At 73.0% G+C, this 16,491-nt stretch carries 19 protein-coding genes; all 19 read left to right on the plus strand.

Annotation, left to right across the window (positions count from 1 at the left end; translation table 11 throughout):
* Window positions 1–1,469: transcription termination factor Rho (rho, locus tag JZ5iCDA_RS09470; protein WP_069386949.1), on the plus strand; the 1,469-nt coding region annotated here is incomplete at its 5' end.
* 181 nt (window positions 1,470–1,650) lie between these two features.
* Window positions 1,651–1,869: a 50S ribosomal protein L31 gene (rpmE, locus tag JZ5iCDA_RS09475; protein WP_069386950.1), complete on the plus strand. Its 219-nt coding sequence runs from the start codon at window positions 1,651–1,653 to the stop codon at window positions 1,867–1,869.
* Window positions 1,870–2,050: 181 nt separating this feature from the next.
* A complete protein-coding gene (gene prfA, locus JZ5iCDA_RS09480) occupies window positions 2,051–3,142 on the plus strand; it encodes a peptide chain release factor 1 (protein ID WP_069386951.1) in 1,092 nt (363 codons plus the stop codon).
* 187 nt (window positions 3,143–3,329) lie between these two features.
* The gene (gene prmC / locus JZ5iCDA_RS09485; RefSeq protein WP_069386952.1) at window positions 3,330–4,271 is read left to right on the plus strand and encodes a peptide chain release factor N(5)-glutamine methyltransferase; all 942 of its coding nucleotides are present in this window, start codon (window positions 3,330–3,332) and stop codon (window positions 4,269–4,271) included.
* On the plus strand, window positions 4,268–4,999 hold the full coding sequence (locus JZ5iCDA_RS09490; RefSeq protein WP_069386953.1) for an L-threonylcarbamoyladenylate synthase: 732 nt from the start codon (window positions 4,268–4,270) through the stop codon (window positions 4,997–4,999). The genes prmC and JZ5iCDA_RS09490 overlap by 4 nt, the downstream gene beginning before the upstream one ends.
* Window positions 4,996–6,234, plus strand: coding sequence for an MraY family glycosyltransferase (locus JZ5iCDA_RS09495; protein ID WP_083259852.1), 1,239 nt, complete (start codon window positions 4,996–4,998; stop codon window positions 6,232–6,234). Before JZ5iCDA_RS09490 ends, JZ5iCDA_RS09495 begins: the two co-directional genes overlap by 4 nt.
* A 1-nt stretch (window position 6,235) precedes the next feature.
* Window positions 6,236–6,739: a hypothetical protein gene (locus JZ5iCDA_RS09500; protein WP_069386954.1), complete on the plus strand. Its 504-nt coding sequence runs from the start codon at window positions 6,236–6,238 to the stop codon at window positions 6,737–6,739.
* Between the two features lie 221 nt (window positions 6,740–6,960).
* Window positions 6,961–7,755: a F0F1 ATP synthase subunit A gene (atpB, locus tag JZ5iCDA_RS09505; RefSeq protein WP_253182033.1), complete on the plus strand. Its 795-nt coding sequence runs from the start codon at window positions 6,961–6,963 to the stop codon at window positions 7,753–7,755.
* A 111-nt stretch (window positions 7,756–7,866) separates the two neighbouring features.
* A complete protein-coding gene (locus JZ5iCDA_RS09510; protein WP_069386955.1) occupies window positions 7,867–8,100 on the plus strand; it encodes an ATP synthase F0 subunit C in 234 nt (77 codons plus the stop codon).
* Window positions 8,100–8,705 carry a F0F1 ATP synthase subunit B gene (locus JZ5iCDA_RS09515; protein WP_069386956.1) on the plus strand — a complete coding sequence of 202 codons (606 nt, stop codon included), beginning with the start codon at window positions 8,100–8,102 and terminating at the stop codon, window positions 8,703–8,705. The genes JZ5iCDA_RS09510 and JZ5iCDA_RS09515 overlap by 1 nt, the downstream gene beginning before the upstream one ends.
* Entirely contained in the window at window positions 8,705–9,520 is an 816-nt protein-coding gene (locus tag JZ5iCDA_RS09520) for a F0F1 ATP synthase subunit delta (RefSeq protein WP_069386957.1), read from the plus strand. Before JZ5iCDA_RS09515 ends, JZ5iCDA_RS09520 begins: the two co-directional genes overlap by 1 nt.
* A 125-nt stretch (window positions 9,521–9,645) precedes the next feature.
* A complete protein-coding gene (gene atpA / locus JZ5iCDA_RS09525) occupies window positions 9,646–11,277 on the plus strand; it encodes a F0F1 ATP synthase subunit alpha (RefSeq protein ID WP_069386958.1) in 1,632 nt (543 codons plus the stop codon).
* 2 nt (window positions 11,278–11,279) lie between these two features.
* Window positions 11,280–12,176, plus strand: a complete 897-nt coding sequence (locus JZ5iCDA_RS09530) for a F0F1 ATP synthase subunit gamma (RefSeq protein WP_069386959.1) — start codon at window positions 11,280–11,282, stop codon at window positions 12,174–12,176.
* A 100-nt stretch (window positions 12,177–12,276) separates the two neighbouring features.
* Complete coding sequence (atpD, locus tag JZ5iCDA_RS09535; RefSeq protein ID WP_069386960.1) at window positions 12,277–13,758, plus strand: F0F1 ATP synthase subunit beta; 1,482 nt, start codon at window positions 12,277–12,279, stop codon at window positions 13,756–13,758.
* 156 nt (window positions 13,759–13,914) lie between these two features.
* Complete coding sequence (locus JZ5iCDA_RS09540; RefSeq protein WP_069386961.1) at window positions 13,915–14,184, plus strand: F0F1 ATP synthase subunit epsilon; 270 nt, start codon at window positions 13,915–13,917, stop codon at window positions 14,182–14,184.
* Between the two features lie 19 nt (window positions 14,185–14,203).
* The gene (locus JZ5iCDA_RS09545; protein WP_069386962.1) at window positions 14,204–14,626 is read left to right on the plus strand and encodes a DUF2550 domain-containing protein; all 423 of its coding nucleotides are present in this window, start codon (window positions 14,204–14,206) and stop codon (window positions 14,624–14,626) included.
* Between the two features lie 37 nt (window positions 14,627–14,663).
* On the plus strand, window positions 14,664–15,359 hold the full coding sequence (gene nucS, locus JZ5iCDA_RS09550; protein ID WP_069386963.1) for an endonuclease NucS: 696 nt from the start codon (window positions 14,664–14,666) through the stop codon (window positions 15,357–15,359).
* 123 nt (window positions 15,360–15,482) lie between these two features.
* Window positions 15,483–16,238, plus strand: coding sequence for a TetR/AcrR family transcriptional regulator (locus JZ5iCDA_RS09555; RefSeq protein WP_290438807.1), 756 nt, complete (start codon window positions 15,483–15,485; stop codon window positions 16,236–16,238).
* The coding region (locus JZ5iCDA_RS09560; protein ID WP_171905336.1) for a YndJ family transporter at window positions 16,235–16,491 on the plus strand (257 nt) is incomplete at its 3' end. The genes JZ5iCDA_RS09555 and JZ5iCDA_RS09560, both read left to right, overlap by 4 nt.

Consider the following 16,491-nt stretch of genomic DNA (forward strand, 5'->3'; position numbering starts at 1 on the left):
GTCGCGGTGGCCGCGGCGTGTCGCGTCCCGCCGAGGGCGCCGACGACCAGCGCGCGGAGCACGCCGGCGAGCGTCAGGGCGATCACCCGGCCGAGCAGCAGGGCGGCGAGCGCGCGCAGGGCCAGCGCCCGGCCGAGCGCCAGGCGGACCGTCAGGCCGAGCGCGACGACGAGCGCGGCGGTCGTCGCCGTCGCGGCCGTGACCGCGGGCGCGACCGCGACCGCAAGCGCGGGCGCGGGCGCCAGAGCCCGGACGTCGCGGGCCTCGACGACATCGAGGTGAGCGAGGACGACGTCCTGCTCCCCGTCGCCGGCATCCTCGACATCCTCGACAACTACGCGTTCGTGCGGACGAGCGGCTACCTGCCGGGTGCGAACGACGTGTACGTCTCGCTCGGCCAGGTGAAGAAGGCCGGCCTGCGCCGCGGCGACGCGATCGTCGGCGCGGTGCGCCAGCCCCGCGAGGGCGAGGCGCAGGGCGGCGGCGCGCGCCAGAAGTTCAACGCGCTCGTGCGCCTCGACTCGGTCAACGGCATGTCGCCGGACGAGGCGCGCCAGCGTCCCGAGTTCACGAAGCTCACGCCGCTGTACCCGCAGGAGCGCCTGCGTCTGGAGAACCCTGAGGCCACGCGCCTCACGCCGCGCGTGATCGACATCGTCGCGCCGATCGGCAAGGGCCAGCGCGGCCTCATCGTCGCGCCGCCCAAGGCCGGCAAGACGATCATCATGCAGCAGATCGCCAACGCGATCACGACCAACAACCCCGAGGTCCACCTCATGGTCGTGCTCGTCGACGAGCGGCCCGAAGAGGTCACCGACATGGAGCGGACCGTCAAGGGCGAGGTCATCGCCTCGACGTTCGACCGCCCCGCGTCGGACCACACGATCGTCGCCGAGCTCGCCATCGAGCGCGCGAAGCGCCTCGTGGAGCTCGGCCAGGACGTCGTCGTGCTGCTCGACTCGCTCACCCGCCTGTCGCGCGCGTACAACCTCGCCGCGCCGGCGTCCGGCCGCATCCTGTCCGGTGGTGTGGACGCGTCCGCGCTCTACCCGCCGAAGCGGTTCTTCGGTGCTGCGCGCAACATCGAGAACGGCGGCTCGCTGACGATCCTCGCGTCCGCGCTCGTGGAGACCGGGTCCAAGATGGACGAGGTCATCTTCGAGGAGTTCAAGGGCACGGGCAACATGGAGCTCCGCCTGTCCCGCAACCTCGCCGACAAGCGCATCTTCCCGGCCGTGGACGTCAACGCGTCCGGCACGCGCCGCGAGGAGATCCTCATGTCGCAGGACGAGCTGAAGATCATCTACAAGCTCCGCCGCGTCATGGGTGCGCTCGACCAGCAGCAGGCCATCGAGCTGCTGCTGGGCAAGCTCAAGGACACCCGCTCGAACGTCGAGTTCCTGCTGCAGGTCCAGAAGACCACGCCGCAGAGCTTCGCGGACGAGGAGAACGTGGGCCGCACGATCTGAGGCCCGGCACGGACGCCGTCGCGTCCCGGAGCACCGGCCGGTCGCACCGGCGGGATGATTTCTGGGCGCGGCGGCGTTCTGGCACAATGGCTCGTCGGCCTGCGTCTCGCGGGCCCGTCTGCGGTTCACAGGCCCGGGGTCTCCCGGCCTGACCCGGAGACATCGCACCCAAGGAGAAACCGTGAAGTCTGGTATCCACCCCGAGTACGTCCTCACCGAGGTGACCTGCACCTGTGGCAACACCTTCGTGACGCGCAGCACGGAGACGTCCGGCAAGATCAGCGCCGACGTGTGCAGCGCCTGCCACCCGTTCTACACGGGCAAGCAGAAGATCCTCGACACCGGTGGCCGTGTGGCCCGCTTCGAGGCCCGCTACGGCAAGAAGGCCTCCGGCAACTAGCACCTCCGCAGCGCCGGCGGTCCGAGCCCGACAACCTCTCCAGGGGCAGTCGGCGAGCTCGGACCGCCGGCGCTGTCGCTGTGTCCGGGGGATTCTCGGGGTCCGAGGCCCCGGCCCCGCCGGCCCGTCCCGGCCGCAGCGTCGTCCTCGCCCGACCCGTGCCACGCCCCAGGAGCCACCCGTGACCGACCCGTTCGACGCCGCCCGGCCGCTCCTCGCCGAGCACGCGGACATCGAGGCGCAGCTCGCCGACCCGTCGGTGCACGCCGACGCCGCCCGGGCGCGCACGCTCGGCCGCCGGTACGCCGAGCTCAACCAGGTCGCCGGCGCCTACCGGGCCTGGCGCGAGGCGACGGACGACGCCGGCGCCGCCGAGGAGCTGGCCCGGGAGGACGAGACGTTCGCCGCGGAGCTCCCCGCGCTGCGCGAGGCGGCCGACGCCGCGGCCGAGCGCCTGCGCCGCGTGCTCGTCCCGCGCGACCCGGACGACGGCCGCGACGTCATCCTCGAGATCAAGGCGGGGGAGGGCGGCGAGGAGTCCGCACTCTTCGCCGGCGACCTGCTGCGCATGTACCTGCGCTACGCCGAGCGCCGCGGCTGGAAGACGGAGGTCCTCGAGGCCACGGAGTCCGACCTCGGCGGCTACAAGGACGTCCAGGTTGCCGTGAAGGCGCGGTCGACGCCGGGCGACCCGGCCGACGGCGTCTGGGCGAACCTCAAGTACGAGGGCGGCGTCCACCGCGTGCAGCGCGTCCCCGTGACCGAGTCGCAGGGCCGCATCCACACGTCCGCCGCCGGCGTGCTCGTCTTCCCCGAGGTCGAGGACCCGGGCGAGGTCGAGATCGACCCCAACGACCTGCGCATCGACGTCTACCGCTCGTCCGGGCCCGGCGGGCAGTCGGTCAACACGACCGACTCCGCGGTGCGCATCACGCACGTCCCCACCGGGATCGTCGTGTCCATGCAGAACGAGAAGTCCCAGCTGCAGAACCGCGAGCAGGCGATGCGCGTCCTGCGCGCGCGGCTGCTCGCCGCGCAGCAGGAGGCCGCGGCCGCCGAGGCGGCGGACCTGCGCCGCTCCCAGGTGCGCACCGTCGACCGGTCCGAGCGGATCCGGACGTACAACTTCCCCGAGAACCGCATCGCCGACCACCGCACCGGGTACAAGGCGTACAACCTCGACCACGTGCTCGACGGCGACCTCGACCCCGTCGTGCGGTCGGCGATCGACGCGGACGAGGCGGCGCGGCTGGCCGCAGCGGGCGAGGCCTGACCTCATGGGCGACGGCGGTCCGGAGGCGGGTGGTCCGGTGGCGGGCGGACGGGGGTCCGACGGCGGTCCGGCGGCAGACGGACGGGGGTCCGACGGCGGCGGCTCGCCTCGCTCACGCTCGCTGCGCTCGCTCCGCTACGGCTTGACGGCTTCGCCTCCGCCGTCGGACCCCCGTCCTTCTCTCTGGGTGCGCTGGGCCGTCGGCGTGCTCGACGAGAACGGTGTCGCCAGCCCGCGTGCGGACGCGGAGATCCTCCTCGGGCACGTCCTCGACGTCGGGCGCGGTGAGCTGCAGCGACTGCTCCTCATGGGCACCGAGCTCTCCGACGACGCGGTGCGGGAGTTCGCGGGGCTCGTCGCCCGGCGGGCCGAGCGGGTGCCGCTGCAGCACCTCACCGGGACGGCGCCGTTCCGGCACCTCGAGCTCGCGGTCGGCCCGGGGGTGTTCGTGCCGCGGCCGGAGACGGAGCAGGTGGCGCAGGTCGCCGTCGACGCCGCGCGGGCGGCCGTCGAGGCCGCCGGCCGGGCGGTCGTCGTCGACCTCTGCACCGGGTCGGGCGCGATCGCGCTCGCCGTCGCGACGGAGGTGCCAGGCACCGTGGTCCACGCCGTGGAGCTCGACTCCGACGCGCACGCGTGGGCAGCGCGCAACGTGGCGGGCGTGCGCGAGGCGACGGGCGCCGTCGTGCGGCTCGTGCGCGGCGACGCGCGCCGCGCCCTCGCCGGTCCGCCGGAGGGTGGCGGGCTCGACGGAGCGTGCGACGTCGTCGTCTCGAACCCGCCGTACGTGCCGCCGGACGCCGTCCCGCGCGACCCGGAGGTCGCGGGCCACGACCCCGCGGTCGCGCTCTACGGCCTCGGCGCCGACGGTCTCGAGGTGCCGCGCGGGGTCACCGCGGCGGCGGCCCGGCTGCTGCGGCCCGGCGGCGTGTACGTCATGGAGCACGCAGAGGTGCAGGCCGCGGCCGCGCGCGCGATGGTCGCGGACACCGGCGCCTTCGCCGACGTGCGGACCCTCGCCGACCTCACCGGGCGCGACCGCATGGTCGTCGCCCGCCGCACCGACGACGGCTCTGTCGGCCCTGCCGGCCCGGACCGATCCGACGAGCGTGGAAGGATGGCCCCGTGAGCTCCGTCCACCCCGTGACCGACCCGAACAGCTGGGGCGCCGGGATCGACGAGGCCGTCAACGCCGTGTCCCGCGGCGGCCTCGTGGTCCTGCCCACCGACACCGTCTACGGCATCGGCGCCGACGCGTTCGACCCCGACGCCGTCTCCGCGCTCCTCGCGGCGAAGGGCCGGGGGCGCCACATGCCGCCCCCGGTGCTCGTGCCCGACGCCCGCACCCTCGACGGTCTCGCCACCGACGTGCCCGACGACGCGCGCCGCCTCGTCGAGGCCCTGTGGCCCGGCGGGTTCACCATCATCCTCACGGCCCAGCCGTCCCTCGCGTGGGACCTCGGCGAGACGCACGGGACCGTCGCGCTGCGCATGCCCGACCACGAGGCCGCCCTCGCCCTGCTGCGCCGCACCGGCCCGCTCGCGGTGTCGTCGGCGAACGCGACCGGGCACCCGGCCGCGCTCGACGTCGAGGACGCGCGCGCCCAGCTCGGCGACGCCGTCTCCGTGTACCTCGACGGCGGCACGGCCCCCGGGGGAGTGGCGTCCACGATCGTCGACGCGACGTCGGGGACGCTGCGCGTCGTGCGCCAGGGCGCCGTCCCGCTCGAGCGCCTGCGCGAGATCGCGCCCGTCGACGGGCCCGACGACGACCGGCGGGACGCGCCGGACGGCGGTCCGCCGGAGAGCGCCGACGACGCGACCGGGCCGGGGGAGCCGGGGGCGAACGGCGGGTGAGGGTCTACCTGCTCGTCATGCTCGTCGCCGCCGTGGTGACGTTCCTGACGACGCCGTTCGCCCGGTGGGTGGCCACGCGCACCGGCGCGATCACCGCCGTGCGCGACCGTGACGTGCACACCATCCCGACCCCGCGGCTCGGGGGCGTGGCGATGCTGCTCGGCCTCGTGGTCGCCGTCGTGCTCGCCTCGCAGATGCCGTTCCTCGAGGGCGTGTTCGTCAACGACGTCGACGGCACGCCGATCGCCGACACGCGCGCGTGGGGCATCGTCGGCGCGGCCGCGATCGTCTGCCTCCTCGGCGTCGCGGACGACATCTGGGACCTCGACTGGATGACGAAGCTCGCGGGCCAGGTGCTGGCCGCCGGGCTCATGGCCTCCCAGGGCGTGGTGCTGTTCACGCTGCCGGTCGGCGGGTTCCAGGCCCTGCCGTCGTCGCGCGTGCAGCTCGCCGTGACGATACTCGTCGTGGTCGTCGCGATGAACGCGGTGAACTTCGTCGACGGCCTCGACGGCCTCGCCGCGGGGCTCGTCGCGATCGGCGGGACCGCGTTCTTCCTCTACTCCTACGCGCTGACGCTGCAGACCACGCCCGAGGACTACTCGAGCCTCGCCACGCTCGTCGTGGCGGCGCTGGTGGGGGTGTGCGTCGGCTTCCTGCCGTACAACTTCAACCCGGCGCGCATCTTCATGGGCGACTCGGGCTCGATGGTGCTCGGCCTCGTCATCTCCGGCGCGGCGATCGTCGTGACGGGTAACATTGACCCGGGCGTGACGTCCGGCGCCGAGCAGCTGCCGGCCTTCATCCCGATCCTGCTGCCGCTCGCGGTGATCCTCCTGCCCCTGCTCGACATGGGGATGGCGGTCGTGCGACGCGTGCTCGCCGGGAAGTCGCCGTTCCACCCCGACCGCATGCACCTGCACCACCGCATGCTCCAGCTCGGCCACTCCCACCGCCGCGCGGTGCTCATCCTCTACGTGTGGACGGCGGTGTTCGCGTTCGGCGCCGTCGCGCTCGTGCGCTGGGACGCGCGGACCGTCGCGATCGGTCTCGGGGTGGCCGCGGTCGTCGCGCTCCTCCTCACGCTGGGCCCGCTGCGCACGCGCGGCCGCTTCCTCGACGACCAGGACCTCGCCGCCGCGCCGCCCGTCGCCGTCCTCAGCGCCCCGGAGCCGGCGCAGGACGCCCACGCCCCGACCGCCACCACGCGCGCCAGCCCCCCGAAGGAAGCCTGAGATGTCCGCGAACCAGCCCGAGCCCGCGCGTCCCCACGACCCCGCCGCACCGCAGGGCGCCGAGCCTGCGGCCCCGGGGCGCGGCGAGGCCGTGCGCGCGGTGTTCCGGACCGCGCTGCGCGACGTCCTCGTCCTCCTGGGCGCGCTCGCCGTCGTGGGCGTCGCCGTGGGGGCCCTCGTCTCCGGCACGCCCGGCGTGTGGGGCGCCCTGCTCGGCGTGGCGGTCGCCGTCGTCTTCTCGGCGACCACGGTGTGGGCGATGCTCCGCACGGTCGACTCCAGCCCGACGACGACGGCCGCCGTCGTCATGGGCAGCTGGCTCGCGAAGATGGTCGTGCTCATCGTCGTGCTGGTCGTCCTGCGCGGGATGGACTTCTACGACCGGTGGGTCTTCGCCGGCGTGCTCCTCGTCGGCGTGATCGGCTCCGCGGTGATGGACTACCGCGCCGTGAGCCGCGGGCGGGTCCCGTACGTCGAGCCCGCGAGCGACGACCGGTCGCGGTGACGACCCGCGCGCCGGCGACGGCCGCGCACCCGGACGCTCGTCCGACTCGTCGGGGCGGACGGCCGCGGGCGGGTTCGGGAGCGGCGTGAGCACGCCGATCCATACGTTAGGCTAGCCGCGAATCCATGACGGCCAGGTCCGATGGCGTGCCCACGATCGAGTGGTGAGTGCCCGGGCCACACGACCATTGGGAGTCCACCCTGTCCACGCTTGCGACCCCCGTGCTCCTTGCTGCCTCCGAGGGTGAAGGTGGCTTCCACGCGCCGTCCATCACGGACTTCTTCCCGCCGGCGATCCTCTTCGAGGGCACGATCTTCCAGATCGACCGCATCTGGATCGTGCGCGTCGTCGCGGTCGTCGTGCTGCTGACGATCATGGTGCTGGCCGCCCGCCGCGCCCGCCTCGTCCCCGGCCGCTTCCAGAACGCGATCGAGCTGCTGCTGGACTTCGTCCGCGTGCAGATCGTCGAGGAGATCATGGGGAAGGAGAACGCGCGGCGCTTCGTGCCGATGATCACCACGATCTTCTTCGCGGTGCTCGCGTTCAACCTCACCGGTCTGATCCCCGGCCTCAACATGGCGGGCACCGCGCGCATCGGCATCCCGCTCGTGCTCGCGCTGTGGGTCCTCGTGACCTACTGGGCCGTCGGCATCAGGCAGCACGGCTTCGGCGGCTACCTCAAGAACAGCCTCTTCCCGCCGGGGATCCCGAAGCCGATCTACCTGATCGTCACGCCGATCGAGCTGCTGCAGGTCCTCATCATCCGGCCGGCCTCGCTCGCCATCCGTCTCGTGGCCAACATGGTGGCCGGCCACATCATGCTCGTGCTCTGCTTCGCGGCCACGCACTACTTCGTCGTCGAGGCCGTGCCCGCGATGAAGGCGTTCGGCGTGCTGACCCTCGCTGGCGGCCTGATCTTCACGCTCTTCGAGCTGCTGGTCGCGGCCCTGCAGGCCTACATCTTCGCCCTCCTCGCCTCGGTGTACATCAACATCGCGCTCGAGGAGGAGCACTGACCCCGCGGGGTCGCCCCCGGCCGCCCGTCGGCTCCTGACACACATCCGCTGCACCACCCACGCGACGCCCGTCCGGCCGGACGGGCGCCCACAGGAAGGAAACGAGCAATCGTGGACGTCACCACCCTCGCCGAGGTCTCCGGCAACATCAACACGATCGGCTACGGCATCGCCGCGATCGGCCCCGGCATCGGTCTGGGCATCCTCATCGGCAAGACGGTCGAGGGCATGGCCCGTCAGCCCGAGGTCGCCGGCCAGCTGCGCGCCACCATGTTCCTCGGTGTCGCGTTCGTCGAGCTCCTCGCCCTGCTCGGTCTCGTCGCCGGCTTCCTGTTCACCGCGTGATGTCGGCGCCGGCGAACGCCGCGCTGACGCTGGCGGCGGAGACGGGCGGGGAGCCGCAGGGCATCGACCTGTTCATCCCCGCGACGTACGACATCATCTGGTCGGCGGTCGTCCTGGCGATCATCGCGGTCGTGTTCTACAAGGCGGTCCTGCCGAAGTTCCAGGCGGTCCTCGACGAGCGCACGGCGAAGATCGAGGGTGGCCTCGCCAAGGCGGAGTCCGCGCAGGCGGAGGCCGCGGCGGCGCTGGCGGAGTACCACCAGCAGCTGCAGGAGGCCCGCACCGAGGCCGCGAAGATCCGTGAGGAGGCGCGCGCCGAGGGCTCGGCGATCGTCGCCGACCTGCGGGCGAAGGCGTCGGACGACGCCGCGCGCATCCTCGAGACGGCGCACCGGCAGATCGAGGCCGAGCGTCAGCAGGCCGCGGTCTCGCTGCGCAACGACGTCGGCCTGCTCGCGACCGAGCTCGCGTCGAAGATCGTCGGCGAGTCGCTCGCCGACTCGGCGCGCCAGAGCCGCGTCGTCGACCGGTTCCTCGACGAGCTCGAGGCCGCCGGTCCGGCGGCGGCGAGCACCGCGGGCGGTCGGGCCGCCGGGGAGGGCTGATGCGCGGCACGAGCGGAGAGTCCCTCACGCAGGCACGGGAGCGGTTCGAGCCGGTCCTGCGGTCGGCGGGCGCGGACGCCCTCACGCTGGGCGAGCAGCTGTTCACCGTGACGTCGGCGCTCGACGGGTCGGCGCCCCTGCGGCGCTCGCTCGCCGACCCGGCGCGCTCGGGCGACGACAAGGCAGGTCTGGCGACCGCGGTCCTCGGGTCGGGCTTCGACGGCCGCGTCGTCGACCTCGTGGCCGGCGTCGTCCGGTCGCGCTGGTCGAACGAGCGCGACCTCGCGGACGCCGTGGAGCGCCTCGGTCTCGAGGCGGTGCTCGCGTCGGCGGAGGCCCGCGGCGACCTCGAGAAGGTCGAGGACGAGCTCTTCCGCGTGTCGCGCTCGCTCGTCGGGCAGCGCGACGCCCGCCAGGTCCTGTCCGACGCGACGACCGACCCGGCACGCCGGGCCGCGTTCGTGGCGGCGCTGCTCCAGGGCAAGGTCGACCGCGTGACCGCGGTCCTCGCCGAGCACGCGACGCGTGCGCTGCGCGGCCGCCGGTTCGTCGCGACGCTCGGCTGGTTCGGCGAGGTCGCGGCGGAGCGCCGTCAGCGGCTCGTCGCCTCCGTGACGTCGGCCGTGGTGCTGGACCAGGCACAGCTCGACCGCCTCGCGGCGCTGCTCGAGCGGGCGTACGGCCGCGCCGTGCAGCTCAACGTCACGGTCGAGCCGGCCGTGCTCGGCGGGCTGCGGATCCAGGTGGGCGCCGACGTCGTGGACTCGACGGTCCTGTCCCGCCTCGCGGACGCCCGCCGCCGGCTCGTGAGCTGACGCGGCGTCCACGACCCCCGACCGACGACGGAGACGGCCGACCGACTCCCGACCACCGGCCGCACAACCGACAAACGTTCGACCGCACCCGACCCACGAGGTGCGGCCACGACAGGAGAAGAGCAATGGCTGAGCTGACGATCCGGCCGGAGGAGATCCGGGCCGCTCTGGACAGCTTCGTGAAGTCCTACGAGCCCGAGGGCGCCGTGTCCGAGGAGGTGGGCCGGGTCACCCTGGCCGCCGACGGCATCGCCCAGGTCGAGGGTCTGCCGGGCGCGATGGCCAACGAGCTGCTGCGCTTCGAGGACGGGACCCTGGGTCTCGCCCTCAACCTCGACGTCCGCGAGATCGGTGTCGTCGTCCTCGGCGAGTTCACCGGCATCGAGGAGGGCCAGGAGGTCCGTCGCACGGGCGAGGTCCTCTCCGTCCCCGTCGGCGAGGGCTACCTCGGCCGCGTGGTCGACCCGCTCGGCAACCCGATCGACGGCCTCGGCGCCATCGAGACGGAGGGTCGCCGCGCCCTCGAGCTGCAGGCTCCCGGCGTCATGGCCCGCAAGTCGGTCCACGAGCCGCTGCAGACCGGCATCAAGGCGATCGACTCGATGATCCCGATCGGCCGCGGCCAGCGTCAGCTCATCATCGGCGACCGCCAGACGGGCAAGACGGCGATCGCGATCGACACGATCATCAACCAGAAGGCGAACTGGGAGTCCGGCGACCCGAGCAAGCAGGTCCGCTGCATCTACGTCGCGGTGGGCCAGAAGGGCTCCACGATCGCGTCCGTGCGCGGCGCGCTCGAGGAGGCCGGCGCGCTCGAGTACACGACGATCGTCGCGGCCCCGGCGTCCGACCCCGCGGGCTTCAAGTACCTCGCCCCCTACACCGGCTCGGCCATCGGCCAGCACTGGATGTACGGCGGCAAGCACGTCCTCGTCATCTTCGACGACCTGTCGAAGCAGGCCGAGGCCTACCGCGCCGTGTCCCTCCTGCTGCGCCGCCCGCCGGGCCGCGAGGCGTACCCCGGTGACGTCTTCTACCTGCACTCCCGCCTGCTCGAGCGCTGCGCGAAGCTCTCGGACGAGCTGGGCGCGGGCTCGATGACCGGCCTGCCGATCATCGAGACGAAGGCGAACGACGTGTCGGCGTACATCCCGACGAACGTCATCTCCATCACCGACGGTCAGATCTTCCTCCAGTCGGACCTCTTCAACGCCGACCAGCGTCCCGCCGTGGACGTCGGCATCTCGGTCTCCCGCGTGGGTGGCGACGCCCAGGTCAAGGCCATGAAGAAGGTCTCCGGCACGCTGAAGCTCGAGCTCGCGCAGTACCGCTCGCTCGAGGCGTTCGCGATGTTCGCGTCCGACCTCGACGCGGCGTCGCGCGGCCAGCTGCAGCGCGGTGCGGTGCTCATGGAGCTGCTCAAGCAGGGCCAGTACTCGCCGTTCCCGGTCGAGGAGCAGGTCGCGTCCATCTGGGCCGGTACGAAGGGCAAGATCGACGACGTCCCGGTCGAGGACGTGCGTCGCTTCGAGTCCGAGCTCATCGAGCACCTGCGCCGCAACACCGACGTGCTGTCGACGATCGCGGAGACGGGCAAGCTCGAGGAGGCGACGGAGTCCGAGCTCGCGTCGGCGGTCGACACCTTCCGCAACGGCTTCCTCAAGGGTGACGGCTCGCCGCTCGTCGGCGGGGACGACGCCGAGGACGGGGACGTGGACGTCGAGCAGGAGCAGATCGTCCGGCAGAAGAGGGCCTGAGCATGGCCGGGTCCCAGCGCGTCTACAAGCAGCGGATCAAGTCGACGCAGTCGCTCAAGAAGATGTTCCGCGCGCAGGAGCTCATCGCGGCGTCCCGCATCGGCAAGGCGCGGGCGCGCACCGCGGCCGCGACGCCGTACGCGCGTGCCATCACGCGCGCGGTGTCGGCGGTGGCGACGCACTCCTCGACGCAGCACCCGCTCACGAGCGAGCGCACGGACACCAACCGCGTCGCGGTCCTCGTGGTCGCGTCGGACCGCGGGATGGCCGGCTCCTACTCGGCGTCGATCCTGCGCGAGGCCGAGCGCCTCGTGGAGCGGCTGACGGCGGAGGGCAAGGAGGTCGTCCTCTACGCCTCCGGCCGCCGCGCGATCTCGTACTACACGTTCCGCGGGCGCCAGCTCGCGGGGACGTGGTCGTACGGCTCGGACGCCCCGACGTCCGACGTCGCGGGCGAGATCGCCGAGACCCTCCTCGGGGCGTTCCTCGCCCCGGTCGACGAGGGCGGCGTGAGCGAGCTGCACATCGTCCACACCCAGTTCGTCAACATGGTGACGCAGCGCCCGCGCGTGGTGCGCATGCTCCCGCTCGAGGTCGTCGAGGGCGTCGCGCCCGCCGGCAAGCACGACGTGCTGCCGCTGTACGAGTTCGAGCCGTCGCCGGAGGCCGTGCTGGACGCCCTGCTGCCGCGCTACGTGCGCAGCCGGATCTTCAGCTGCCTCCTCGAGGCCGCGGCGTCCGAGCTGGCGGCGCGCCAGCGCGCGATGCACACGGCCACGGACAACGCGGAGGACCTCATCCGCACCTACACCCGGCTCGCGAACCAGGCCCGTCAGGCGGACATCACCCAGGAGATCAGCGAGATCGTCTCGGGTGCCGACGCGCTGGCAGCCTCATGACGCCGCGCCGGGTGGTCCGGGCCGCCGCGCCCGCCACCATCACCGACATCCTGACCGACACCGCCGGGGACCTCTCCGGCACTGCGAAGCGAGGCCAGCAATGACCGCCACCACCGTGGAAGCACAGGTCGAGCACTCCAGCGCTCCCGGCGTGGGCCGAGTCGCTCGTGTGATCGGCCCCGTCGTGGACATCGAGTTCCCGGCGGACGCCATCCCCGACATCTACAACGCGCTCCAGGTCGACATCGACCTGTCGTCGCAGGGCGAGGGCGAGAAGAGCTTCACGCTCATGCTCGAGGTCGCCCAGCACCTCGGCGACTCGCTCGTGCGCGCCATCGCGCTCAAGCCGACGGACGGCCTCGTCCGCGGCGCGCAGGTCACCGACACGGGCGCGCCCATCAGCGTCCCCGTCGGCGACGTGACCAAGGGTCGCGTGTTCAACGTGACGGGCGACATCCTCAACGCCGCCGAGGGCGAGCGCGTCGAGATCACCGAGCGCTGGCCGATCCACCGCAAGCCCCCGGCGTTCGACCAGCTCGAGTCGAAGACCCAGATGTTCGAGACGGGCATCAAGGTCATCGACCTCCTCACCCCGTACGTGCAGGGTGGGAAGATCGGTCTCTTCGGCGGTGCGGGCGTCGGCAAGACGGTCCTCATCCAGGAGATGATCCAGCGCGTCGCGCAGGACCACGGCGGTGTGTCCGTGTTCGCCGGTGTCGGCGAGCGCACGCGTGAGGGCAACGACCTCATCCACGAGATGGAGGACGCGGGCGTCTTCGACAAGACGGCGCTCGTGTTCGGCCAGATGGACGAGCCGCCGGGCACGCGCCTGCGCGTCGCCCTGTCCGCGCTCACGATGGCGGAGTACTTCCGCGACGTGAAGAAGCAGGACGTGCTCCTGTTCATCGACAACATCTTCCGCTTCACGCAGGCGGGCTCCGAGGTGTCGACGCTGCTCGGCCGCATGCCGTCCGCGGTGGGCTACCAGCCGAACCTCGCCGACGAGATGGGCCTGCTCCAGGAGCGCATCACCTCGACGCGCGGCCACTCCATCACGTCGCTCCAGGCGATCTACGTCCCGGCCGACGACTACACGGACCCGGCCCCGGCGACGACGTTCGCGCACCTCGACGCGACGACGGAGCTCTCCCGCGAGATCGCCTCGCGCGGTCTGTACCCCGCGGTGGACCCGCTCGCCTCGACGTCGCGCATCCTCGACCCGCGCTACGTGGGCCAGGAGCACTACGACGTCGCGACGCGCGTGAAGTCGATCCTGCAGCGCAACAAGGAGCTCCAGGACATCATCGCGATCCTCGGTGTGGACGAGCTCTCGGAGGAGGACAAGACGGTCGTCGCGCGTGCGCGCCGCATCCAGCAGTTCCTCTCGCAGAACACGTACATGGCCGAGAAGTTCACGAGCGTCCCCGGCTCCACCGTCCCGCTCAGCGAGACGATCGAGGCGTTCAAGAAGATCGCCGACGGCGAGTTCGACCACATCGCCGAGCAGGCCTTCTACAACATCGGCGGCCTCGAGGACCTCGAGCGCAACTGGGCCCGTATCCAGAAGGAGTACGGCGCCTGACACGACGTCCGCGCGGGGCCGGGCCGTCCGGCACGGCCCCGCGTGTCGTCGTCCGCGGCCCGGTGACGGGCCGCCCCAGAACGTCTGCCGGACGAGTCCCCGAGCCGGGACCGCCGGTCCCGAGCCGGGCCGAGTTCCGGGAGTGAAGGAGTTGCAGTGGCTGAGCTGAACGTCGACCTCGTGGCGGCGGACCGCAAGATCTGGTCGGGCGCGGCGTCCCGGGTGAGCGCGCCCGCGGCGGACGGCGAGATCGGCATCCTCGCCGGCCACTCGCCGCTGCTGTCCGTGCTCCAGGAGGGCACGGTGCGCATCGCCGTCCCGTCGGGGACGCCGGTCCAGGTGCGCGTGTCCGGCGGCTTCCTCTCGGTCGACTCGGACCAGGTCACGATCGTCGCGGACTCCGTCGAGTCCGTACCGGCCCGCTGACCTCCCGGACCGCACCACGATGACGCTGCCCGCCTGGATCGCGCTGGGACTGCTCGTCGCAGTCCTGGTCGTGGTCGGGGTGGGCGCGCTGCGCCTGCGGGCGCTCGCGCACCGCGTCGGGTCGTTCGAGTGCGGCGCACGGTCCGCCGGCCTCGAGAACGGCTCGTGGACCCTGGGCATCGCCCACTACGGCGTCGGTCGCATCGACTGGTGGCGGTCGTGGTCGCTGTCCCTGCGCCCGGCGCGCAGCTGGGCGCGCCACGACCTCGTCATCACCGGCCGCGAGCCGCTCGACGCGGGGGACGCCCGCTCCGACTCCTACCTGGTGCGCTGTCGCTACCACGGTCAGGACTTCGAGCTCACGATGTCGCGCGCGGCGTACGAGGGGCTCGCCTCGTGGCTCGAGGCGGCGCCCCCGGGCCGGCGCGACGTCGTCGTCTGACGCCGTCCCACCCTCGTCGCCCCACCCGGAAGGACCCATGCGCCTCGTCGTCGCCCGCTGCGCCGCCCGCTACACGGGGCGGCTGTCCGCCCACCTGCCGCTCGCGACGCGGGTGCTCCTCGTCAAGGCCGACGGGAGCGTCCTGCTCCACTCCGACGGCGGCTCGTACAAGCCGCTCAACTGGATGAGCCCGCCGTGCTCGCTCGCGGTGCGCGCGCCCTCCGAGGAGGCCGCCGAGCGCGGCGTCAGCGAGGTGTGGGCGGTCCAGCACGCCAAGAGCGACGACCGGCTCGAGATCGAGCTGCACGAGGTCCTGCACGACAGCTCGCACGACCTCGGGGCCGACCCCGGGCTCGTCAAGGACGGTGTCGAGGCGCACCTGCAGGAGATGCTCGCCGCGCAGATCGAGCTGCTCGGCTCGGGGCACACGCTCGTGCGGCGCGAGTACCCGACCGCGATCGGCCCGGTCGACATCCTCGCCAAGGACGCGCACGGCGCGACCGTCGCGGTCGAGATCAAGCGCCGCGGCGACATCGACGGCGTCGAGCAGCTCACGCGCTACCTCGAGCTCCTGAACCGCGACCCGCTGCTCGCCCCGGTGCGCGGCGTGTTCGCGGCCCAGGAGATCAAGCCGCAGGCGCGCGTGCTCGCGACCGACCGGGGCATCGGCTGCCTCGTGCTCGACTACGACGCCATGCGCGGCGTCGACGACGTCGAGTCGCGCCTCTTCTGAGCCCCGGACCTCCCGGCGCCGCGCCGCAGCACGTCGTGCCGATGCGACGGCGCCGGGACGTTGCACGTGCTAGTTTCTGAACATGTTCAGAACGCGAGTCCTCGCACCGGTCCCGGACCCGTCGTGAGCGCGGGGGAGCGGGCGAAGGGCACGCCCAAGTCGGAGCGCACGCGCGCGCACGTGCGCGACGTCGCGATCCGCATGCTGCGCGACGTCGGCTACGAGCGCACCACCATGCGGGCGATCGCCGAGGCCGCGGGCGTGAGCACCGGCAACGCGTACTACCACTTCGCGTCGAAGGACGCGCTCGTGCAGGAGCTGTACCTCGAGGTGCAGCACGAGCACGCCGCCCTCGCCGCGCCCGTCCTCGCGGGGGGCGGCACGCTCACCGAGCGTCTGCGCGGGGTCTGGCACGCGGCGGTCGACGCGTTCGAGCCGTTCCACGCGTTCGGCGCCGAGTTCGTCTCCGTCGCGATCCGGCCCGGCTCGGACGCGAGCCCGTTCTCCGCGGCGTCCGGGGTCGCCCGCGACCTGTCGCGAGGCCTGTTCGAGGAGGTCGTCGCCGGTGCGTCGCCCGCCGTGCCGGCGCGCCTGCGCGCCGACCTGCCCGAGCTGCTGTGGCTCGCCCAGCTCGGTGTCGTCCTGTTCTGGGTCCACGACACCTCGCCCGGGCGGGCGCGCACGCGACGCCTCGTCGACCAGGGGTCGGCGCTCGTCGGCACGCTCGTGCGGCTCTCGCGCCTCCCGGTCGCGCGGGGCGTCGTCGACGACGCGCTCCGCCTCGTGCGGGCGGTGCACCCGGGATGGGCTTCGCGCGGCGGCGGGCCGGACCCCGTCGTGTCCACCGTCCGGACGCCCGCGGGACAGGGGGGCGCGTGAGCGCCGCCGGCCAGGCGGTCGTCGCCGCGCTCCTGGTGCTCGGGATGGTCGTCGTGCTGCCGCTCGGCCTGCGTCTCCTCGGCCGCGACGTCGTCCCGGCGCCGCAGTCGCCGCTGTGGCCCCTGGCGGGGTGCGCGGGCGCCGTGAGCCTGCTCGTGCCGCGCGGGCCGCTCGCCGTCGCGCTCGCCGGGTGCTTCGCCGCGGCCACGGCCGTCCTCCTGGCGGCGGGTGTGCGGCTCCTCGCGCGAGCGGC

The organism is Cellulosimicrobium cellulans (assembly GCF_001722485.1).
GTDB lineage: Bacteria > Actinomycetota > Actinomycetes > Actinomycetales > Cellulomonadaceae > Cellulosimicrobium > Cellulosimicrobium cellulans_A.

Bases quoted from the DNA above. Each gene is read 5' to 3' on its own strand.
- JZ5iCDA_RS09500 (WP_069386954.1), top strand. From the start codon at position 6,236: ATGTCCGCGAACCAGCCCGAGCCCGCGCGTCCCCACGACCCCGCCGCA.
- JZ5iCDA_RS09515 (WP_069386956.1), top strand. From the start codon at position 8,100: ATGTCGGCGCCGGCGAACGCCGCGCTGACGCTGGCGGCGGAGACGGGC.
- JZ5iCDA_RS09520 (WP_069386957.1), top strand. From the start codon at position 8,705: ATGCGCGGCACGAGCGGAGAGTCCCTCACGCAGGCACGGGAGCGGTTC.
- atpA (WP_069386958.1), top strand. From the start codon at position 9,646: ATGGCTGAGCTGACGATCCGGCCGGAGGAGATCCGGGCCGCTCTGGAC.
- JZ5iCDA_RS09530 (WP_069386959.1), top strand. From the start codon at position 11,280: ATGGCCGGGTCCCAGCGCGTCTACAAGCAGCGGATCAAGTCGACGCAG.
- atpD (WP_069386960.1), top strand. From the start codon at position 12,277: ATGACCGCCACCACCGTGGAAGCACAGGTCGAGCACTCCAGCGCTCCC.
- JZ5iCDA_RS09545 (WP_069386962.1), top strand. From the start codon at position 14,204: ATGACGCTGCCCGCCTGGATCGCGCTGGGACTGCTCGTCGCAGTCCTG.
- nucS (WP_069386963.1), top strand. From the start codon at position 14,664: ATGCGCCTCGTCGTCGCCCGCTGCGCCGCCCGCTACACGGGGCGGCTG.